Genomic DNA, 20,331 nt, shown 5'->3' on the forward strand with positions numbered 1-20,331 from the left:
GAACCTCAGAACAGATCCACCTCGCCCACTTCCGGCTTGTGTTCCACCTGCTTGAGATAACCCTTTTCCCGCTCAATCAGCGTGCTGTTATGCAGGCTGTTGATCTTTTTCAGCATCACCCGACCACTATTGGGAAAAAAATGCACCTTGCGCGGATAGGTGTTTAACACATCCTTAGCCACCACCGGAATCCCCTCGTTATGCAGATGCTTTAAAACAAACTGCACATTGCGCTCACCCACATTGGCAAAGGTAAAGTCCTTGATGACCTGGCCACCACCAAATACCTTGGCTTCCAGGCGACGGCGCTGAGCACCCAGTTTTAACAGATGGTTAACCAGCAGCTCCATGGCATAGGTACCATAACGAGCGGACTCCGTCAGCAGAGATGATTCCCCGGAGCGATCATGCGGCAGCAAGAAATGATTCAAACCACCCACACCGGAATAATTATCACGCAGGCATACCGAAACACAGGAACCCAGCACCGTAACAATCATTTCTTCGGTATCCGTGGCGTAATACTCACCCGGCAGCACCTTCACTGCCGGTGTATCAAAATGCCGGTCATAATAATGGGATAACGAAAAGTGCTTATCAATTTCAATAGACTTCATATCCCTACTCCAGAGTCACCAGAGCCAAACGACCACCATCCTGAAACTCCAGTGAAGTTGACAGGCGTTTGACCAGCAGCAAGCCTCGACCAGACAGCTCTGATGCTGGCTGGGTGAGTACACGATCCGCATCAAAACCCGTACCAGTCTGCTGAATCTGTATGGTCAGGCAAGGTATATTCTGTTCATTGGGCTGCCATGCCAGACTGATACTCAACACATCATCAGCAGTCAGGTTTCTCATGCCCTGCTCACGCTGTATGTAATATTCTGCAAAACCGTCAGTGACCGTTTTTAAGCTGGATGACAGCCCCAGAATACCGTGATCAATGGCGTTATTGCTCAACTCACTGATCACAGTGAACACCCGCTGACAAAATGGCTGGGGCAAACCCATGTTCTGCAGCAACTCATTACACTGGGATGCCACATCCTGCTCTCCAATTTGTCGTCCTTTTAATATCAGCTCCCAGCGGAAAGGATCAATATCCCTCAGCCTTCGGGCGGACTCACTGGTTTGCTGTTGATTCAGAAAAACACTCAACTCACCAAAATGCAGGTAATAAAGTGACACATCATCATCAAAATGTGGCAGACCGGAATACTCCTTCAGTGCAGCAGTCAGGCTGCTCATCAGTGAATGGCGCGAACTCTCTTGCAACAACTGCACCAGTCGCTCAGCTCCAAAACTTTCACCAGCCGCGTTCACCTGATCAATCAAGCCATCACTACAGCCAAAAATCCCACCATCATCGGGCAGCGGAAAACGGGTTACACCAGAATTAAAACTGGCATTATCCAGAATACCCAATGCCATGTGGGTAGACTTAAAAGACCGCACCACCTGACCTGTGGCATCCAGCAGGTAAATAGGTGGCATACCACCATTCCAGATATTCACCTGTTCATGCAGCAGATCCACCTCCACCAGTGAGGCTGCCACAAAACGATCCGGAGGGAGTTTAAAATTAAGCTTGCGGTTCATCTCCCGCACAATCATCGGCAGCGCATAACCCTTGGCTACCATGCTGTGAAAAATATCCGTCACCGGTAAAAGAGTCACTGTTGCTGACAAACCATGCCCCATGGCATCCACATGCAGCACAAAAATACTGCCGGAAGGGGAATAACGTGCCAGCGTCAAATCACCACAAAAATCAGAGTTGGAATTAAGATAACGATTAAAGCCACGGATACTGTCAGTGATCTGATCCAGCAAATTATTGTAAAAAATATAGGAAGCCATCTCGGCTTCACTGCGTGCAGCATCCACATGCTGTGCCAGATCGCGATTTTGCTGCTGCAACAGATGGCTCAATTCCACCCGTTTAAGAAAAGCCCGGACTTTCAGACTCAAGGACAGGCTGCTGACTGGTTTGGGCAGAAAATCCTCCACCCCCAGATCAAACAAAAACTGCAAGGTGATTTCATCCACCTCCTGACCCAACAGAATCACCGGCAGCGACCAGCCAGCTTCCAGATGAGTGACTAGATCCAGATCAAAAATCAGCAGATCAAAAGGCTGCGCTGCAAGCCGTTCATCAACTTGCAGCGGATCATCACACAGCTCAACCTCCAGCCAATCGCTGTTGAGAGCAGCTGCCAGTGAACGGCCCTCCTGAAGATCAGTAACCAGCAGCAGCCGACAGGTTTGCAGCCCACGCGCGGCTGGCATCATCTGATCTCTATGATTTTGTTGATATTGGCAACGTTAAGAATATCCTGTGCCACACCGGAGGCATTGGTGATTTGAACTTTTTTGTTCACAGAAGCCGACTTTTTATGTAGATAAACCACCATACCCAACGCAGCACTATCCAGATAGTCAACCTGAGAAAAGTCCAGCTGAATCAGGCTGACCTGTGCATTTTTAAGCGCCATCTCGGTGTCTTCATTAAATTTTTTGTGGCAGGAAAAATCAAAACGCTCAGGGATGCGAATGGTTGAAACATTAGACATAATAAAACTCCTTTAGATGGCTGAATCAGAACAGGTCGATATCGCCACTGTCCATTGAGTTACTGGAAACCGGGTTGGATTTACGTTCTGAACGAGCAGTTCTGAACTCCTCCACCCGATGACGCAAGGCTTCATGGAAGGTGTGTGGGTCATCAGCACCCGCTTTTAATGCTTCCACCAGCAGCAACAGGTGTTTCTGTTCCGATGCCGTATGCTGGATGGTCTGGCTGCTCATATCCTCAAACTGCATGGCACGCATGGCATCAAACAAGGCAGTAGAAAGATCGTCCGAGAGCACCTCCAGCTGCTGGGTTACCAACTGATCACTGGCCGACTTTTCCATCAGCAACTCAATGGCACCTTCCACTTCTTTTTTAGCTCGCAGGATAAAACTCATATCCTGCGAGGCAATTTTACTGACATCGGTCACCAGACGCTCAATGCGTTTGTTCATACCATGAAGGTTACGCTGTATGGTACGACTGAACTCCGCTGAGCGTGATGACAATGCCCGTACTTCATCCGCCACCACCGCAAAACCTCGTCCATGATCACCGGCACGAGCCGCTTCAATGGCCGCATTCAAAGCCAGCAAGTTGGTCTGATCGGCAATATTGTCGATGTCTTTTAACGCACCCATCAGCTCTGGCATGCCTTCTGAAAGCTCAGAAACCCGCTCCAACATTTCCATCAAATCAGCACTGGTCTGCACTGAGGTTTCAACAAAGTTGTTCAGGGTTTTTAAGGTATCTTCAGCAAAACTGCTCATGTGTTTATGTGAGTCTGATGACTGATCCAATTGATCACTGTAAAGCAGTGAGCGCACCAGATCCTGCTGTTGATCCAGGTCGGCCTTCAGGCGATTAAAAGCGACCGCCAAGGTTCCCAGTGCATCGTTCTGCATATTTTTTAATGAATCCAGATCCTTTAAGGACTCACTGACTACATCAGAAATGCTTTCACCCACCTGAAGGTAGTCCTGCTGCAGATCCACTTCTGAGATACCTTCCACATAAATATCCGGAGTGTTCTTGCCGCCGCCAGTCGATTGTGCACCAGAGCGCAGCACGCCAGCCAACCCCAGTGCAAAACCGAACACTGCTGCCAGTAAACCGGTCAGCCAGGGTGGAATAAAACCGCTGATCAATACACTGGCCAGCATCAATACTGCCAGGGCAATCCAGGTAAAATAGTTATTCATCGATTCGTTTTTCCTTACACACGATTAATCCTCTGACCCAGATGTTCGATGACACGTGAAGGTAACTGCGTCAAGGGCAGTACTTCATCCACTCCACCCACAGCAATAGCTTCTTTTGGCATCCCGAATACCACACAACTGGCTTCATCCTGTGCCAGAGTATAGGCACCGGCACGTTTCATTTCTAATAAACCAGCAGCACCATCCTTGCCCATACCGGTCAGGATGACACCCACAGCATTGGCACCTGCGACCCTGGCTGCAGAATAAAACAGCACATCCACCGATGGCCGATGGCGGTTAACCGGTTCACCTTCATGCAGAAAAGTCATGTAGTTGGCACCACTGCGAGTCACTTCCAAATGCAGGTTGCCGGGTGCGATATACACATGACCAGGCAATATCCGCTGGTTGTGCACGGCTTCAGAAACGCGCAAAGTACAAAGCTTATCCAGCCGCTCAGCAAAGGTGCGGGTGAAGTTCTCTGGCATGTGCTGGGTAATCAGAATCGCGGGCATGTCTGCCGGTAAATCAATCAGAAAATCCTTGATTGCCTCTGTGCCACCGGTGGATGCACCGACAAAAATAATTTTTTCGGTTGTGCTGTAACTGGTTCTTTTACGGGATGCAGCCACCGCCTGTGCACGCAGCTGAGCCTGATCACTGGCTTTATGGCCAGCTCGACTGGCAACCCTGGCCTGGGAGCAGGCGCGGATTTTTTCAGCTATCAGCTCTGCATAACCCTGCAGTCCACTGGCAATATCCACCTTGGGTTTAGCAATATAATCCACTGCTCCCAGCTCCAACGCCCGCAGGGTGACTTCAGATCCTTTATCCGTCAGAGATGAAACCATCAACACTGGCATCGGACGCAGCCGCATTAGCCGCTCCAGAAAGTCCAAGCCATCCATACGTGGCATTTCAACGTCCAGTGTTAATACATCCGGGTTATGCAGCTTGATCAACTCACGCGCCACCAATGGATCTGGTGCAGTGGCAACCACCTGCATATCACTCTCGGCATTGATGATTTCAGTCAGCAAACGACGAATCAGCGCTGAATCATCCACTACCAGCACACTTATCTTGTTTGATTTCATCAGCCAAATAACTCTATGTTGCCCGCAACCTCAATATTCAGAAGCTTTTCAAAGTAGCGGGCTTCCCGATCAAAAATGGTGGTGTTGTTGAGACGTTTCAGTTTTTTGACCAGCACCCGTCCGGTTGCCGGAAAAAAATAAACCTTCTGCGGCCAGTCACCCAGCAAACTCTGACTGATCACTGGAATCTTTTCAGCTTCCAGATAACTCAGCAGAAAAGCCGCATTACGCTCACCGATCAGGTAACTGTCCGGTGCAGCCAGTACATTACCACCACCAAAAACCTTGGCTTCCAGCTGATCCTTGATGGCACCCAGCTTTAACAACTGGTTAATCAGCATTTCCAGTGCATGGCTGCCATAACGTATGGAACTGTCAATCAGCTCTGTTTCGTCCAGACCAAAAGGCAGCATAAAATGACTGATGCCACCGATACCCTGTACCTTGTCATGAATACAGGCTGCAACACAACTACCTAACACAGTAACAATTAACTTATCCTGCCGAGTCACGTAATACTCACCCGGCAGGATTTTTACAGCTTCAATTTCAAAGTAGGAATCAAAGTAGGTGTTGGCACCCCATGCCTCGGCATGGGTCTCCTCACCATCCTGAAATCCTTCAGTCTCCACAAATCAACTCTTTTTGTTAGGCGTGTTGTGCACCGGAGCAAAAACGGTTTTGCCTCTAAGCCGGAACAGATCAGCAGCATGCTGAAAACTTTCTGAGTGACCGGCATAGAGCAATCCTTCTTCTGTCAGCAAGGGATGAAACCGCGCCAGCACCTTGTACTGTGTTGGTTTATCAAAATAAATCATCACATTACGACAGAAAATGGCATCAAAAGGCCCTTTTACCGGCCAGTTGGGTGCCAGCAGATTCAAGGAATTAAAGTGGATCAGATCCTGAACCTGAGGCCGGATTTTCACCATACCGGCATGGCTGCCCTTGCCTTTGACAAAAAAATTGCTGACACGCTCTGAGTCCATTTTGCTGATGCGATCGGAAGCATAAACCCCACGGCGGCCTTGCTGCAGCACGTTGGTATCCACATCCGTTGCCAGAATCCGCACCGGCGGTGTCCAACTGCCGAAAGTTTCAATGGCAGTCATTGCCAGTGAGTAGGCCTCTTCACCGGTGGAGCAGGCACTGGACCAGATTTTGATCGGACCTGAGCGTCTGTCAGCCAGGTTTAATAATTGTTCGGACAACAACTCAAAGTGATGCGCTTCACGAAAGAAAGACGTCAGATTGGTGGTCAGAGCGTTGATAAAATCCTGAGCCTCATCGGCATTTTCTTTCAGATGCAGCAGATAATCCTGAAAGGTGTCCAGACCCAGGGTACGCAACCGGCGCGCGATACGGCTGTACACCATATCGCGCTTTTTAGGGCTTAGGAAAATACCGGCACGCTCATGAGCCAGATCACGAATCTTCTGAAAATCCCTGTCCGTAAAATCAAATTCGCGCTCTTTCACACTCACGGATTAAAACTCCTCCCACTCATCATCACTCTGACGTTTGGGTGCAGGTAAGGGAGCAGTACGTTTGGCAGCTGGGGCAGCGGAACTACGCGCTGGCTGAGCTGAACGTGCTGCCGGTTTACTGGCTGAACGGGCAGCAGGTTTACTGGCTGGACGGGCGGCAGGTTTGCTGGCAGCAGCCAGTCGTGGTGGCTTTGCCACTTTTCTGGCTGCAGCTCCACCCACTTCATCCACACGGAAGATGGATACTGAATCACTCAAGCCTTGTGCCTGCTCCTGCATGGCCTCAGCCGCTGCGGCTGCTTCTTCCACCAGGGCCGCGTTCTGTTGGGTGACATCATCCATCTGAACTACAGCCTGGTTGACCTGCTCAATACCCTGGCTCTGTTCATCCGAGGCTGCAGAAATTTCACCCATGATGTCAGTGACACGTTTGACTGAGTTCACAATTTCTTCAATGGTTGCGCCGGTTTCACGCACCAGCTTGGTGCCCATATCCACGGTATCCACCGAGTCAGTGATCAGCTCTTTGATCTCTTTGGCAGCAGCAGCTGAGCGCTGCGCCAGTGAACGAACCTCTCCGGCCACCACGGCAAATCCGCGTCCCTGCTCACCGGCACGAGCGGCTTCCACCGCAGCGTTTAATGCCAGAATATTGGTCTGGAAGGCAATACCATCAATCAGCGTGGTGATATCGGCAATCTTGTTGGAGCTCTCACTGATCTGCTCCATGGTCGCCACCACCTGACGCGATTTTTCACCACCGGTCGAGGCTGTTTCACTGGCACTCTGCGCCAGTTGGTTGGCCTGACGGGCATTATCCGCGTTCTGTTTAACAGTGGAGGTCAATTCTTCCAGGCTGGATGCCGTCTCTTCCAGGCTGGAGGCCTGTTCCTCAGTACGCTGGGAAAGGTCGGTATTACCGGCAGCAATTTCCTGGGATGCGGTAGTAATCGCATCCACAGAGGCTTTAATGTCAGTGACCAGTTCACGCAGCTTGGTCTGCATCGCCTGCAAGGCCACCATCACCTTGCCAATTTCATCATCGTTGTCAATAACAATCTTGTTATTCAGGTTGCCGGCTGAAATCTCATCAAAATAGCCCACCGCACGGTTCAGTGGATTCACGATGGCACGGATCAGCAACCAACCCACCAGACTGGCCAACAAGACACCCAGAATGATAACTACAATGGCAATCATACGGGTGCGCTCATAAGCTGCCTCCGCTACAGCAAACTCCTGGGCACCCAGTTCCAACTGCAGATCCAATAGTTCACTGGCCACAGCAAAAGCACGGTTAAATGCGGGAATCACAACACGGATCATGTGCATGTTGCCATCCATATACTGACCCGCCTCGTACAAATCCACTGCAGGTAACAAACCCTGCTGTACAAACTCTACCCTCAGACGAGTAAAATCTGCAGCCAGACGTGCTTCATGATCAGTCTGGTTCGTTTGCATATACTCATCCCAGAGCTCCGTGATTCTTTTGATATTGGCTCGAACCTGATCGGTATGCAGCTGAATGGAGTGGTCATGCAGTACATGTTCATCCAGGCGCAGATCATGCATCCCAGCCAAGTTCAGCTGGATGATATTGGCCTGCATCAGGTATTCAATATCAGCAATCTCTTGTGAAGGGATCAGGCGATCATAATAGGCCGACTCCAGACGCCGGTTGCCATCTGCCATACCATTCACACCCAAGACACCAATAATGATCAGCAGCAGAGATAAAAAACCAATGACAAAGATCAGCTTGGCCTTGACGCTTATTTTATTGAACATGTGTGACTCCTCCAATCAGTGAGCTAAAGCAACGGCATCAATCAGACCCATTTCATTACTGGTCATCAGCTTTTCGATATCCACCACAATGGCCATGCGGTCTTCTATGCTAGCCAGCCCCTGGATGTACTGGGTATCCATGGCGGCACCAAACTCCGGTGCAGTGCGGATTTCGTCCGGACTCAACGCCACCACATCGGATACACTATCCACCACCATACCCACTACACGCTCACCCAGATTCAGGATGATCATGACTGTAAACTGATCATAAACGGCTTCACCGACATTAAATTTAAGGCGCATATCCACTACAGGTACAATCACACCACGCATGTTGATTACCCCTTTAATGTAACTGGGGGTGTTGGCAATACGGGTGACAGCATCATAACCACGGATTTCCTGAACTTTCAGAATATCAATGGCATACTCCTCTTCACCCAGCGTAAAGGTCAGAAACTCCTGATGCCCTGCAATAGCCAGCGCATGTTCTGCTGCCGCTTCACTCATGGGTATTACCTCCGGATATAAACTGCTGTTCTTCAACAGTATTCATTTTGGCAATCTGTTCAATATCTATAATCAGTGCAACCCGACCATCACCCATGATTGTAGCACCGGAAACCCCCGGCACTTTGCGGTAGTGGGCTTCCAGACTCTTGATCACCACCTGGTTCTGGGCAATCAACTCATCTACAAACAGTGCCAGTTTGCCTTCGGCACTTTCCACCACCACCAGGATGCCTTCTTCAGGCCGCTTGATACGTGGCTCCAGACCAAACACCTTGTAGAGCGGCAGTAGCGGCAGGTATTCACCGCGAATATGCACCACACGCCCCTTGCCTGAAACCGTTTTTAACTGAGATGTTTCCGGTTGCATGGATTCAATGATCCGCGTCAAAGGAAGGATGAATACTTCATCACCAATCCGCAGCGACATACCATCCAGAATCGCCAGAGTCAGCGGCAGGCGCAAACCGATCCGAGTGCCCTGACCCTGTACCGAATCAATTTCTATCTGTCCTTTCATCTCGGTGATATTACGCATCACCACATCCATACCCACACCACGCCCGGAAACATCAGTCACTTCCTTGGCAGTGGAAAAGCCGGCTGCAAAAATCAGTTGCCAGACTTCTTTATCAGTCGGATTATCACTTAAGGGAATGTTCTTTTCCTGAGCCTTGGCAATCAGCTTATCACGGCTGAGACCGGCACCATCATCCACCACTTCGACCAGAATACTGCCACCTTGATGGCTGGCACTCAGGGTAATGGTGCCCTGCTCGGATTTACCCGCAGCCAGACGCTGCTCAGGGGTTTCGATGCCGTGATCAATGGAGTTACGCACCAGATGGGTCAACGGATCAGCCAGCTTTTCGATCAATCCCTTGTCCAGTTCGGTGTCTTCACCCACTAGTTTTAGAGCCACTTTTTTATGCATTTTGCCAGACAGGTCACGCACCACGCGTGGAAAACGGCCAAAAACAAAGTTGATCGGCAGCATACGGATGGACATTACCGCTTCTTGCAGATCACGGGAGTTACGCTCCAGATTCGCCAAGCCATCATGAATGGCTTCGTATTCCATCGGGTCGAGTGCGGAAACCGACTGTGCCAGCATGGAGCGGGTAATCACCAACTCACCCACCAGGTTGATCAGTTGATCCACCTTCTCCACCCCAACACGGATGGAGGTTTCAGCTGGAGCTGCCTTGGACGGTGCAGCAGAGGTTTTACCAACCGGTGCGGAAGTTTCAGCAGGTTTGGCACTCGATTCAGGTTCCGTTACTGCTGCTGGGGCTGGAGCCATAGGTAATTCTTTTTCATCCACAAAAAAGCCAAAGCCCTGTTCACTTTCTTGTTGTGCCTGATGCTGCTTCTGCTGAGCAGGCAGTTCACTTTCATCAATAAAAAAGCCAAAACCATCCGCCGCTTCGTGGCTGGATTGAAGTTCCTTCTCATCCACAAAAAAGCCGTAACCCAGATCATCATCTTTTGATGAAGCAGCAGCCTGTTCAAGTGTGCAGGTCACTTCTTCCGGCTGGCAGACAAAAGAAAAAATCTCATTCAGCTGTTCTTTTGTAACTTCTGCATGCAGACGCCAGTCGACCTTGCCCTGATCACCCAGGTTAAGCACTTCCACAGCACCCAGTGCTTTAAGGTCTTCAGTGATGGCATCCAGCGAGGCACCTTCGGCAAAAATATTGCGTACCGGGTGCAGCTGAATCAACCAGGAGCCAGTCGATGCAGCTGATTCACTGACAGCAGCTGCCATTACAGCGGCTGGTGTATCAGTATCCTCGGCCAGACGCACCAGCTCAGCACGAATACGGCTGATTCTTTGCTGATCCACTTCACCACCATTCTGATGAGTATCCAGCATGGTGCCCAGCAGATCACAACACTGCAGGAATGCCTCAATCATGGCATCAATCAGTTGTAACTCTTCTTTGCGCAGTCGATCCAGCAAGGTTTCCAGTGCGTGGGTCAGTTCGGCAATATCGGTGAAACCGAAAGTACCCGCCCCCCCCTTGATGGAGTGGGCAGCACGGAAAATGGCATTCAGGTCATCCAGGCTGGGGGCGTCCAGATCAAGAGCCAGAAGTAGTCTTTCCATGGTTGCCAGGTGTTCATAGGCCTCATCAATAAAAACCTGATGGAACTGGCTGAGATCTACACTCATGTTCAAAGCCTCTCGACAGCTGAATTTAAATCCGGATTAACCAATGACTTTTTTTACCACATCAATCAGCTTCTGCGGATCAAAGGGTTTAACCAGCCAACCGGTGGCACCGGCTGCCTTGCCTTGCTGTTTCATGCTGTCACCGGCTTCTGTGGTCAATACCAGAATGGGTGTACGAGCATAAGCAGGCAGGGCACGCAGGCTTTTGATCAGAGTCAAACCATCCATATTCGGCATGTTCTGATCAGTCAGCACCAGATCAAAACGACCGGCTTTGGCTTTATCCAGTCCCTGCTTGCCATCATTGGCTTCAACCACGGTGTAACCGGCACCCTTCAGGGTAAAAGAAACCATCTGACGTATGGATGCAGAGTCATCCACTGTTAAAATTGTTTTTGCCATAACCAGTTGTTCTCCAGACCTATATTAAACAAAATTATCAAGAGCAAAGCCAACCTACCCAAGTATCAATGCCTTTTCAGCTCAAATCCCTAGGCTGTCAGCAGCAGTACCGGGGGCAAACGCTGCATCAAAACTCTTCCCACTCATCGTCTGATTGGCGTTTGGGTGGCGGTGCCAGCTTACGTGCCGGAGCTGCCGGGTGCGCCTGGCTTGATTTCTGTGTTGGTGTAGCCGCTTTTCTGGCCGCTGGCTGAGCTGTTTTTGTGACCGCTTTTGCCGGTGCTTTTTTAGTCTCCAGATCACTGCTGATTCGGAAGACCGATACCGCTTCGCTGAGCGCCTGAGACTGTTCTTCCAGCGACTCTGCAGCAGCAGCGGCTTCTTCCACCAATGCCGCATTTTGCTGGGTCACATCATCCATCTGGATCACAGCCTGATTAACCTGCTCAATACCCTGGCTTTGTTCATCCGAAGCAGCAGAAATTTCACCCATCAGATCAGTGACCCGTTTAACGGAGCTGACAATCTGTTCAATGGTTTCTCCGGTTTCACGCACCAGCGTACTGCCCTGACGCACGGTGTCCACGGATTCACCAATCAATTCCTTGATCTCCTTCGCAGCGGTTGCAGAACGCTGCGCCAGCACTCGTACTTCACTGGCAACTACAGCAAAACCCCTTCCTTGCTCACCGGCACGAGCCGCCTCCACCGCCGCATTCAAAGCCAGGATGTTGGTCTGAAAAGCAATACTGTCGATCATGGTGGTGATATCTGCAATCTTGCTGGAGCTTTCACTGATCTGCTCCATGGTTGTCACCACCAGACGGGCACGATCACCACCCTCAGCAGCAACCTTGCTGGCATCCTGAGACAACTGGTTGGCCTGACGAGCGTTATCGGCATTCTGGCGCACAGTGGAGGTTAACTCTTCCAGGCTGGAGGCGGTTTCTTCCAGGCTGGACGCCTGCTCTTCAGTACGCTGGGACAGATCCGAGTTACCGGCAGCAATTTCCTGTGCGGCGGTATTGATTGAACCCACGGACTGCTTGATATCTCCCACCAGGTCTTCAATCTTGGTCACAAACACGTTGAAGTGGGAGGTCAGCTCGGTCATCTCATCCTTGCCTTCCGTGCTCAGGCGTACGGTTAAATCACCATCACCGGAGCTGATGTCTTTCATGGCATCTGCGGTTTCCTTGATCGGGCGAATAATGGAGCGGCCGATGAGCATGGCTACCAGCAGCATGGCCACCAAGATCGCCAGGGCAATCAAAACCAGCGCCACCAGGCTTTCCATAAAAACCTGATCCAGATCATCGACATACACACCGGTGGCAATAATCCAATCCCACTCGGGATTCAGTCGAGCATAAGAAAGCTTCTGTACCTGCTCCTCACTGCCAGGACGGTTCCAGAAATAAGGCACAATGGTGGAACCTTCACGCACAGCCCCTTCAATCATGTCTCGCACCAGGCGCACACCATTTACATCCTGCAGGTGCATCATGTTGTTGCCACGCAGTGCCTCACTGGGATGCGCCAGCGTCAAACCATCACGGGCAAAAATGAAAAAATAGTCCTTGTCCGGGCCGTAAATCATAGAGCTAACCCTGGCAGCAGCTTGTTCTTTGGCCTCGACCTCATTCATTTCACCGGCTGCCACCATGGCTTGGTACCCTTTTATCAGCCCCTCCGCAGAGTCCACCTGGTTTTGAATTTCCTGTAGCGTCATGGCTTCCATATCTGCATATTGCCGATTCAAGGCAACCAACAGAATCGCCAGCATTCCTGCCACTGCCAGAAAATTGATAATCCAGATGCGCTGATTGATTTTCAGATTACGTAGTAGCATTGATCCATACGTCCATAAGGTTGAAAGTAAAAAGAGAAAGTCGACCTAGTGAGTCCTTTTATCACGTTTATACCATGAAATATCCATGCCATATAGGGTTAAGATACACATTCATGGGAAAATCCAAGTGAGATCCATCTGCACCAACAAAACAAATAAGTTAAAATGCCACTTTATTGCTTTGATATTGCGAAAAAATGACTGAATACCTTTTATTGTTGCTCAGCACCATCCTGGTCAATAACTTTGTGCTGGTACAGTTTCTCGGACTCTGCCCCTTCATGGGGGTATCCAACAAGCTGGACTCCGCCCTGGGTATGGCACTGGCAACCACCTTTGTACTCACCCTCTCCTCCGCACTCAGCCATCTGGTTTATCACGGCCTGCTGGTGCCGATGGAGGTTGAATACCTGCGCACCATCAGCTTTATCATCATGATTGCCGCCGTGGTGCAGTTCACCGAGATGGTGGTACACAAAACCTCCCCTTTACTCTATCAGGTACTGGGGATTTTTCTGCCGCTGATCACCACCAACTGCGCGGTTTTAGGTGTGGCGTTGTTATCCATCAACCATGATCAATCCTTTGTTGAGGCCATCCTTTACGGGTTAGGTGCCGGGCTGGGTTTTGCACTGGTGCTGGTCTGTTTTGCGGCCATGCGGGAACGTCTGGCACTGGCGGATGTACCCGCACCCTTTAAAGGTGCTGCGGTTGCCATGATGACCGCAGGGCTAATGTCTCTTGCCTTTATGGGCTTTACCGGCATGGTGCAATTGTGACTATGCTGACCGCCATACTTGCCCTGACCTTGTTGTCATTGCTCATAGGATTACTGCTGGGATTTGCACAGGTGCGTTTCCACGTTGAAGGTGACCCACTGGTCGAAAAAATTGACCAGTTGTTGCCGCAAACCCAGTGCGGCCAGTGTGGGCATCCCGGCTGCCGCCCTTATGCAGCAGCGATAGCTGCCGGGGAAGACATCAACAAATGCCCACCCGGCGGTGCTGATACCATTCAGGCACTGGCGGATCTGCTGGGTCGTGACCCGCTGCCACTGGATGCTGAAGAAGACAGCAGCGGTTCAGCAAAGCGAGTGGCCTACATCCGCGAAGATGAATGCATCGGCTGCACCAAATGCATTCAGGCCTGCCCGGTGGATGCCATCCTGGGTGCCGCCAAACTGATGCACACGGTGATCGTGGACGAATGCACCGGCTGTGATCTTTGTGTTGAACCTTGCCCAGTGGATTGTATTGATATGCTGCCGATCAAAGCTGATCTGGCACACTGGCAATGGCCCATGCCCGCCGGTCCGATGCAACCTGCAGAAAGCCGCATCATCATCACTGACCGTTCCGCAACCACACCACGGGAGCCGGTTTAATCGTGAGCATTCAAACCATCACCCGTCAATTCCACGGCGGCATTCATCCCCCGGAACACAAGCACTGGTCATCCACCGCACCACTGCGAGACGCGGATTTGCCAGATGAAGTGATCCTGCCACTGACACAACATGCCGGTCGGATTGCCGAACCACTGGTTCAGGTGGGTGATCGGGTCAAAACCGGCCAGCGGATTGCTGCCTGTCGTCAGGGTACGGGAGCCTGTATTCATGCCAGCATCAGCGGTGAAGTGATTGCCATTGAGCCGCGTCCGGTGCCTCATGCCTCCGGCCTGACACTGCCCGCCGTTGTGATTCGCAGTGATGGCCTGGATACCCCCGGTTTTGAGCCACCCGGCTTTTTACCACCCGGCATTGACTGGCGCACGGCGACTGCCGAAACACTGCTGCCTCTGATCCGTCAGGCCGGACTGGTTGGACTCGGTGGTGCCACCTTCCCCACCGCCATCAAGGTGGAAGGTGCAGTACACCAGGGGGTGCGCACCTTGATCATCAACGCTGCTGAATGTGAACCCTACATCACCGCTGATGATTTATTGATTCGCCATCACAGCCATGAATTACTGGAAGGCATCAGCATCCTGCAACACCTGTTACAAGCTGAACAACTGCTGCTGGGCATTGAAGACAACAAACCCGAAGCCCTTGAGTCATTAAAAAATGCGCTAGAACACCATCCGCTCAAGGATCAGTTACAGATTTGTATATTACCCACTCGTTACCCTTCCGGTGGTGAAAAACAACTGATCCAGCTGCTGACTGGCATGGAAGTCCCCAGTGGTCAGCTACCCATGCATGTGGGTGTGCTTTGTCACAATGTCGGCACCCTTGTTGCGTTACATGATGCACTGGTGCTGGGTAAACCCCTGATTGAGCGGATAGTCACGGTGACCGGACAGGCGGTTCAACAACCCGGCAACTATCGGGTTAGACTCGGAACCCCAATCAGCCAGCTGTTACAGCAGGCGCAGGTCAACCCACAAACAGTGGATCGGCTGATTATTGGCGGGCCGATGATGGGTTACACCCTGGACTCGGATGCCTACCCCATCACCAAGGGTATTAACTGCCTGCTGCTGCCCACCGCCAGTGAACTGCCGCTGCCGGGCATCGAGCAACCCTGCATTCGTTGCAGTCGCTGTGAAGAAGTCTGCCCGGCACAACTGCTGCCACAACAGCTGTACTTTTATGCGGCGCACCAGTCCTGGGATAAAGCCGAAGAACAACAGCTGTTTGATTGCATCGAATGTGGTGCCTGCGCCTGGGTTTGTCCCAGCGAAATTCCGCTGGTACAGTATTACCGCCACGCCAAGGACAAACTGCTGCAAAAACGGGCAGAAACCCGCAAGGCGGATCTGGCCAAATTACGCTTTGAAGCCCGCAAGGCGCGTTTTGAGCGTGAAGAGCAGGAGAAAGAAGCCAAGCGTCGTGCTCGTGCCGAAGCCGCAGCCCGTATGGCCGCAGCCAAAAGAGAGAGTGAGAGAGACAGCGAGAAGGAGGCTGAACTGGCAAACCCACCCGCCTCACCGCCTGTAACCACTCAGGCAACTCTAACAGCTGCACAACCGGCAACCGCAACCCCCGCAGCAGCTGCCGGTGTGGATGAAAAACAACTCAAGCAGTTAAAAATTGCCAAAGCCGCCGCCACCGTTGCCGTAAAAAAAGCTGAAAAAACACTCAGCAACCTGCACACCTCACCGGATGCCACGCCTGAGCAAATCAGTGAACAAGAACAACGCCTGAGCGCTGCCCAAGAACAGCTGGCAAAAGCTGAAGCAAAACTGGCTGCAGTCGAGGAATCCAGCCCATGTCCATGATCCGCCTGTCCTCACCCCATGCCCACAGTCAGGTCAGCACTGCGGGTATCATGCGTCAGGTACTGCTGGCCTGCCTGCCCGGCATCCTGACCCTCAGCTGGTTTTTTGGCATTGGTATTCTGCTGAATTTGTTTCTGGCCTGCCTTAGCGCCCTGGCTGCTGAAGCACTGGTGATGAAACTCAGAAACCGCCCGCTAACGTCACTGACGGATTATTCAGCACTGGTGACGGGTGTACTACTGGGTGTCTGCCTGCCTGCTACTGCACCCTGGTGGATTCCTGTTGTTGGTGGTTTTTTTGCACTATTGGTAGGTAAGCAGCTTTTTGGTGGACTGGGTCAAAACCCATTTAATCCAGCCATGGCTGCATATGCTTTTCTGTTGATCAGCTTTCCGGTGCAGATGAGCATCTGGCCGCTGCCCATCTCGGCCACAGATGTAAGCTGGCTGAACAGCGGCTCTGCAGATGCACTAACCGGTGCCACTGCTCTGGATGCCTGGCGCAACAAAGGGCTACTGATGGCTGATGAGTTCTGGCAGGATAACCAGCGCCTTAATCCAGCCATGTTACAAGCCACCAGCAGTATTGCTCTAGCCTGGCTGCTCGGTGGGCTTTACCTGATTGCACGGCGTATCATCCAATGGCAATTACCTGCCGCTTTTATCGGAACCCTGCTGATTTATGGTGCCTTTGTCTGGGGGTTGGATACCAGCCATTACGCCCCACCCTGGTTGCATCTGGCGGCTGGCTCTGCTGTTTTTGCGGCCTTTTTTATTCTGACAGACCCGGTCAGTGGTGCCACCAGCATGAAGGGCAAAATATTGTTTGGTATCGGTGCTGGGCTGCTGGTGATCAGCATCCGCACCTGGGGCAGTTACCCGGATGGTGTGGCTTTTTCCATCCTGCTGATGAACTTTGCTGCTCCGGCACTGGATTATTTCACCCGCCCGCGAGTGTATGGGCACACCAAGGCTCGCAGTGGCATGAAAACCGGGAAGAACCATGACTGACGTGACCAGCCTCAGAAAAAGCCTGACTCGCAGTGTCACAGGGTTGGTGCTGTTTGCCCTGGTCACGGCAGGGGCAGTCAGCTTCACCCGACTGATGACCAGTGAGCGGATAGAAGAAAATCGCTACCAGGCTGCGGCAAGGTTGCTTTACTCCCTGGCTCCTCGAACGCAATACCAGCTGGACATACGCCAGCCGGTGCAACTGCCTGCGGCTCCCGAGCTGGGACACCAGCAGCCCTTTGCGGCTCATCTGGCCTGGCAGGATGATCAACTGTCCATGATCCTGCTGCCAATCACTGCACCGGATGGTTACACCGGACGCATTGAACTGCTGGTGGCCTTACACCTCAACGGGCAGATTCAGGGTGTACGCGTGCTGGATCACCGTGAAACACCGGGGCTGGGTGACAAGATTGAAGAACGAAAATCCGACTGGATTCACCGCTTTGATGGTCTCAGCCTGAGCAACCCTGAGCTTTCCGGCTGGGCAGTCAAAAAAGACGGTGGTGAGTTTGATCAGTTCACCGGAGCCACTATCACTCCCAGAGCCGTGGTGAACAGTGTTAAACGCAGCCTGTTGTGGCTGCAAACTCCGGAAATCCAGCAACTGTTATCTCAGATGGAGCAACCCAATGAGCAGCAGTGAACAACACACCAACTACTCCAAAATTGCACTGGATGGACTCTGGCACAATAACCCGGCACTGGTACAACTGCTGGGGCTTTGTCCGCTGCTGGCGGTGACTGGCACAGTGGTGAATGCACTGGGACTGGCGGCAGCCACCCTGCTGGTATTACTCGGCTCCAGCTTTTCTGTCTCCATCATTCGTCATCATGTACCTGCCAGTGTACGGCTGCCTGCTTTTGTGATGATCATTGCCTCTTTTGTGACCTGTGCAGAACTGCTGATGCAGGCTTTCACCTTTGAGCTGTACCAGATTCTCGGCATTTTTATCCCGCTGATTGTCACCAACTGCGCCATTCTTGGTCGTGCTGATGCCTTTGCCTCCAAAAATCCACCCCTATCAGCACTGCTGGATGCCTTGATGGTGGGTCTAGGATTTGCCGCAGTACTGGTGCTGCTGGGTGCTTTCCGGGAAGTTCTCGGGCAAGGCACGCTGTTCAGTGGCATGGAGCTGTTATTCGGCGCTGCCGCCGCCAACTGGAAAATCACCTTCTTTACCGACTTTCAGGTACTGATTCTGCTGCTGCCACCGGGTGCTTTTTTTGGCATGGGGCTCATCATTGCCATCAAAAACCTGATTGACCAGCAGCTAAAAAAACGCACCCAACCCCAGTCGAGGAAGGTGGCAAAGGTGGTCATACACAAAACTCCGACACACTGATATTTATACAGTATCGACTAGGCTTGCCGTAGAAGGGGGGGAGGCGCGGCAGTTTTGGTTATGAACAGGAACACCTGGCTTTGTCTCAGGCCATGGCTGAACAAACCTTACTGCCCAGCCTGAGAGCACAACCCCAAGCCAGTGTGATTGTTAATGGTTTTTCTTGCCGCCAGCAAATCTGCAGCGGTTCGGAACACCGGCCACTGCATTTGGCGCAAAGTTTGCGGAATCGTTTAAAAATGGACTAGTCCACTACATCCAGCCGACGGGTTGGCCAGTGCAGCGTAGCGGTGCGAATTAACATCTTTTGTGCCAGTTCTGGTTGGGTTTTGCGGATCACCTCTGCCGCAAATTCTGCCATAAAGTTGGCTTTTAACTCTGCACGGGCGTGATCAGGGCCAGCCTCCTGAAAAGGAGCCGAGGACAAGAGCAAAAAACCATCATCGGGAATGCGCCCTTTTTCCATATTGGCACGAATGATCCCGGCGGCTTTGGTGATCGGGTCGGACAAATCCGGGCTGTAAGGCCCAATAATCAGCGCCACATTGGGCACATGCAAAAAATCAAACCCCCGACCGACACAAATCATCCATTCGCGGTGTTCAATGTCCGGCTCCCGGTGGCTCTGGCGGATTTCAGCGATGTGACGAATATTCCCTTCCACCAGCGGCAACAAATCATGACGCATTTGTGAAGGCATATCCGGCAGCAGGCTTTGCAAACGGGGAATCAGCGTAGGGATATCAACATCCGACAGGGTGGAAAGATCCAGCTGTACATCTTCAGCACCATGAAGAATCAACGCATCTTCATCGGTTTCAAAACCACACACCAGCGGATAAACCGTCTGATGATCGTGACCAAAAATTGCCTCTACCTGCAGGCGAATATCCTGAGCATGCTCCATGGCGGCATGATGATCACAGTCAAAACCGGCACAACCGCGTGAACGATCACCTTTTGAATAGTGGTAGGTGATAATAATCAACACCCGACGACCGGCATTAATCGCCTCCAGCACACTACTTTCCAGCAGGTCACCCATATAAGGCCAGCCAAGATCAAAAATACCGCCCAGATTACGAAACGGGCGAATAATACCCAGCGGAGTTTGAGTGGCATAAGGCAAATGCAGGCGGCCATCCATGCATTTAAGTGCAATGATGTGGGTGGGATGCTCAGCAAGATAACGCTGACGAGCGAGGTAATTTTCTGGATCACAGAACTGAGCAGAATGAGTGCGGCTCAGCTCCATCAACCAGTCAATGCGTTGCTGGATGGGTTGAGAATGAATTGCAGACGGCATTATTGTTGTCCTCCTTTCGTGTCTGTTAATGGCCATTTATTCTGACCGGAGTATAACCCTAAAGCCGTTGCTGCGAACACCCGCAACTACTCACTATCACCAAACAACAAATCATCAATTTCCCGCATGATAAATCCATGATCAGTGATATTGTGCGCCAGATGTCGCGCTTCTTCTTCGGTGTAGTGCAGCAGGTTAAAACTGATCTCACCGGCAGGTTCACCGTCATAAATCAGCTTGACCTGCAACAGCCAGCTTTCAGCCTCTGCTGCAGGTTGTAATTCCATCACTGCCCGCAGATTGCCTTCCAGATGACTGATCAGATGATAAGTGCCCATACTGCCTCCCC

Annotated in this window: 20 protein-coding genes; 6 read left to right on the top strand and 14 right to left on the bottom strand. The window is 51.5% G+C overall.

Annotated elements, in window-relative coordinates; all coding sequences use genetic code 11:
• Positions 1-5 precede the first annotated feature (5 nt).
• From cheD (IBX50_RS02530) to IBX50_RS02585, 12 genes are all read right to left on the bottom strand, one after another.
• The gene (gene cheD, locus IBX50_RS02530) at positions 6-617 is read right to left on the bottom strand and encodes a chemoreceptor glutamine deamidase CheD (protein ID WP_292253058.1); all 612 of its coding nucleotides are present in this window, start codon (positions 615-617) and stop codon (positions 6-8) included.
• Positions 618-621: 4 nt separating this feature from the next.
• Complete coding sequence (locus IBX50_RS02535; RefSeq protein WP_292253059.1) at positions 622-2,295, bottom strand: SpoIIE family protein phosphatase; 1,674 nt, start codon at positions 2,293-2,295, stop codon at positions 622-624.
• Positions 2,292-2,576, bottom strand: a complete 285-nt coding sequence (locus IBX50_RS02540) for an STAS domain-containing protein (protein ID WP_292253060.1) — start codon at positions 2,574-2,576, stop codon at positions 2,292-2,294. Before IBX50_RS02540 ends, IBX50_RS02535 begins: the two co-directional genes overlap by 4 nt.
• A gap of 25 nt (positions 2,577-2,601) precedes the next feature.
• On the bottom strand, positions 2,602-3,777 hold the full coding sequence (locus IBX50_RS02545) for a methyl-accepting chemotaxis protein (RefSeq protein ID WP_292253061.1): 1,176 nt from the start codon (positions 3,775-3,777) through the stop codon (positions 2,602-2,604).
• Between the two features lie 14 nt (positions 3,778-3,791).
• Positions 3,792-4,877, bottom strand: a complete 1,086-nt coding sequence (locus tag IBX50_RS02550) for a chemotaxis response regulator protein-glutamate methylesterase (protein WP_292253062.1) — start codon at positions 4,875-4,877, stop codon at positions 3,792-3,794.
• A complete protein-coding gene (cheD, locus tag IBX50_RS02555; RefSeq protein WP_292253063.1) occupies positions 4,877-5,509 on the bottom strand; it encodes a chemoreceptor glutamine deamidase CheD in 633 nt (210 codons plus the stop codon). The genes IBX50_RS02550 and cheD (IBX50_RS02555) overlap by 1 nt, the downstream gene beginning before the upstream one ends.
• 3 nt (positions 5,510-5,512) lie before the next feature.
• Positions 5,513-6,361, bottom strand: a complete 849-nt coding sequence (locus tag IBX50_RS02560) for a CheR family methyltransferase (protein ID WP_292253065.1) — start codon at positions 6,359-6,361, stop codon at positions 5,513-5,515.
• A 3-nt stretch (positions 6,362-6,364) separates the two neighbouring features.
• A complete protein-coding gene (locus IBX50_RS02565; RefSeq protein ID WP_292253066.1) occupies positions 6,365-8,155 on the bottom strand; it encodes a methyl-accepting chemotaxis protein in 1,791 nt (596 codons plus the stop codon).
• A gap of 15 nt (positions 8,156-8,170) precedes the next feature.
• Positions 8,171-8,668 (bottom strand): chemotaxis protein CheW, encoded by a 498-nt coding sequence (locus IBX50_RS02570; protein ID WP_292253067.1) that lies wholly within the window; start codon positions 8,666-8,668, stop codon positions 8,171-8,173.
• Complete coding sequence (locus IBX50_RS02575; protein WP_292253070.1) at positions 8,661-10,844, bottom strand: chemotaxis protein CheW; 2,184 nt, start codon at positions 10,842-10,844, stop codon at positions 8,661-8,663. The genes IBX50_RS02570 and IBX50_RS02575 overlap by 8 nt, the downstream gene beginning before the upstream one ends.
• Before the next feature lie 36 nt (positions 10,845-10,880).
• On the bottom strand, positions 10,881-11,246 hold the full coding sequence (locus IBX50_RS02580; RefSeq protein ID WP_292253072.1) for a response regulator: 366 nt from the start codon (positions 11,244-11,246) through the stop codon (positions 10,881-10,883).
• Positions 11,247-11,373: 127 nt separating this feature from the next.
• Positions 11,374-13,098, bottom strand: a complete 1,725-nt coding sequence (locus IBX50_RS02585) for a methyl-accepting chemotaxis protein (RefSeq protein ID WP_292253073.1) — start codon at positions 13,096-13,098, stop codon at positions 11,374-11,376.
• A 197-nt stretch (positions 13,099-13,295) separates the two neighbouring features.
• Here IBX50_RS02585 and rsxA point away from each other — a divergent pair, with 197 nt between their 5' ends.
• Genes rsxA through IBX50_RS02615 form a run of 6 tightly spaced genes read left to right on the top strand, consistent with a single transcriptional unit; the run spans position 13,296 to position 18,676 of the window.
• The gene (gene rsxA, locus IBX50_RS02590; protein ID WP_292253074.1) at positions 13,296-13,877 is read left to right on the top strand and encodes an electron transport complex subunit RsxA; all 582 of its coding nucleotides are present in this window, start codon (positions 13,296-13,298) and stop codon (positions 13,875-13,877) included.
• Positions 13,871-14,482, top strand: coding sequence for an electron transport complex subunit RsxB (rsxB, locus tag IBX50_RS02595; protein WP_292253093.1), 612 nt, complete (start codon positions 13,871-13,873; stop codon positions 14,480-14,482). Before rsxA ends, rsxB begins: the two co-directional genes overlap by 7 nt.
• A 2-nt stretch (positions 14,483-14,484) precedes the next feature.
• Positions 14,485-16,320 carry an electron transport complex subunit RsxC gene (gene rsxC / locus IBX50_RS02600; protein WP_292253075.1) on the top strand — a complete coding sequence of 612 codons (1,836 nt, stop codon included), beginning with the start codon at positions 14,485-14,487 and terminating at the stop codon, positions 16,318-16,320.
• On the top strand, positions 16,311-17,330 hold the full coding sequence (locus tag IBX50_RS02605; RefSeq protein ID WP_292253077.1) for an RnfABCDGE type electron transport complex subunit D: 1,020 nt from the start codon (positions 16,311-16,313) through the stop codon (positions 17,328-17,330). Before rsxC ends, IBX50_RS02605 begins: the two co-directional genes overlap by 10 nt.
• Entirely contained in the window at positions 17,323-17,976 is a 654-nt protein-coding gene (gene rsxG / locus IBX50_RS02610) for an electron transport complex subunit RsxG (RefSeq protein WP_292253078.1), read from the top strand. Before IBX50_RS02605 ends, rsxG begins: the two co-directional genes overlap by 8 nt.
• Entirely contained in the window at positions 17,963-18,676 is a 714-nt protein-coding gene (locus IBX50_RS02615) for an electron transport complex subunit E (RefSeq protein WP_292253079.1), read from the top strand. The genes rsxG and IBX50_RS02615 overlap by 14 nt, the downstream gene beginning before the upstream one ends.
• A gap of 244 nt (positions 18,677-18,920) precedes the next feature.
• Here IBX50_RS02615 and IBX50_RS02620 read toward each other — a convergent pair whose 3' ends face one another.
• Both IBX50_RS02620 and IBX50_RS02625 read right to left on the bottom strand, forming a co-directional pair.
• Positions 18,921-19,982, bottom strand: a complete 1,062-nt coding sequence (locus IBX50_RS02620; RefSeq protein ID WP_292253081.1) for a carboxysome shell carbonic anhydrase domain-containg protein — start codon at positions 19,980-19,982, stop codon at positions 18,921-18,923.
• A gap of 86 nt (positions 19,983-20,068) precedes the next feature.
• Positions 20,069-20,320, bottom strand: a complete 252-nt coding sequence (locus IBX50_RS02625; RefSeq protein WP_292253082.1) for a hypothetical protein — start codon at positions 20,318-20,320, stop codon at positions 20,069-20,071.
• Between the last annotated feature and the right edge of the window lie 11 nt (positions 20,321-20,331).

It is taken from the genome of Marinospirillum sp. (assembly GCF_014859565.1).

What these genes read in the sequence shown, in the direction of transcription:
- IBX50_RS02575 (WP_292253070.1), bottom strand. Translation starts at nt 10,844, where the DNA reads ATGAGTGTAGATCTCAGCCAGTTCCATCAGGTTTTTATTGATGAGGCC.
- IBX50_RS02545 (WP_292253061.1), bottom strand. Translation starts at nt 3,777, where the DNA reads ATGAATAACTATTTTACCTGGATTGCCCTGGCAGTATTGATGCTGGCC.
- IBX50_RS02570 (WP_292253067.1), bottom strand. Translation starts at nt 8,668, where the DNA reads ATGAGTGAAGCGGCAGCAGAACATGCGCTGGCTATTGCAGGGCATCAG.
- rsxA (WP_292253074.1), top strand. Translation starts at nt 13,296, where the DNA reads ATGACTGAATACCTTTTATTGTTGCTCAGCACCATCCTGGTCAATAAC.
- IBX50_RS02615 (WP_292253079.1), top strand. Translation starts at nt 17,963, where the DNA reads ATGAGCAGCAGTGAACAACACACCAACTACTCCAAAATTGCACTGGAT.
- IBX50_RS02565 (WP_292253066.1), bottom strand. Translation starts at nt 8,155, where the DNA reads ATGTTCAATAAAATAAGCGTCAAGGCCAAGCTGATCTTTGTCATTGGT.
- IBX50_RS02625 (WP_292253082.1), bottom strand. Translation starts at nt 20,320, where the DNA reads ATGGGCACTTATCATCTGATCAGTCATCTGGAAGGCAATCTGCGGGCA.
- IBX50_RS02535 (WP_292253059.1), bottom strand. Translation starts at nt 2,295, where the DNA reads ATGATGCCAGCCGCGCGTGGGCTGCAAACCTGTCGGCTGCTGCTGGTT.
- IBX50_RS02540 (WP_292253060.1), bottom strand. Translation starts at nt 2,576, where the DNA reads ATGTCTAATGTTTCAACCATTCGCATCCCTGAGCGTTTTGATTTTTCC.
- cheD (WP_292253058.1), bottom strand. Translation starts at nt 617, where the DNA reads ATGAAGTCTATTGAAATTGATAAGCACTTTTCGTTATCCCATTATTAT.
- IBX50_RS02550 (WP_292253062.1), bottom strand. Translation starts at nt 4,877, where the DNA reads ATGAAATCAAACAAGATAAGTGTGCTGGTAGTGGATGATTCAGCGCTG.
- IBX50_RS02585 (WP_292253073.1), bottom strand. Translation starts at nt 13,098, where the DNA reads ATGCTACTACGTAATCTGAAAATCAATCAGCGCATCTGGATTATCAAT.
- rsxG (WP_292253078.1), top strand. Translation starts at nt 17,323, where the DNA reads ATGACTGACGTGACCAGCCTCAGAAAAAGCCTGACTCGCAGTGTCACA.
- IBX50_RS02620 (WP_292253081.1), bottom strand. Translation starts at nt 19,982, where the DNA reads ATGCCGTCTGCAATTCATTCTCAACCCATCCAGCAACGCATTGACTGG.
- IBX50_RS02580 (WP_292253072.1), bottom strand. Translation starts at nt 11,246, where the DNA reads ATGGCAAAAACAATTTTAACAGTGGATGACTCTGCATCCATACGTCAG.
- IBX50_RS02605 (WP_292253077.1), top strand. Translation starts at nt 16,311, where the DNA reads ATGTCCATGATCCGCCTGTCCTCACCCCATGCCCACAGTCAGGTCAGC.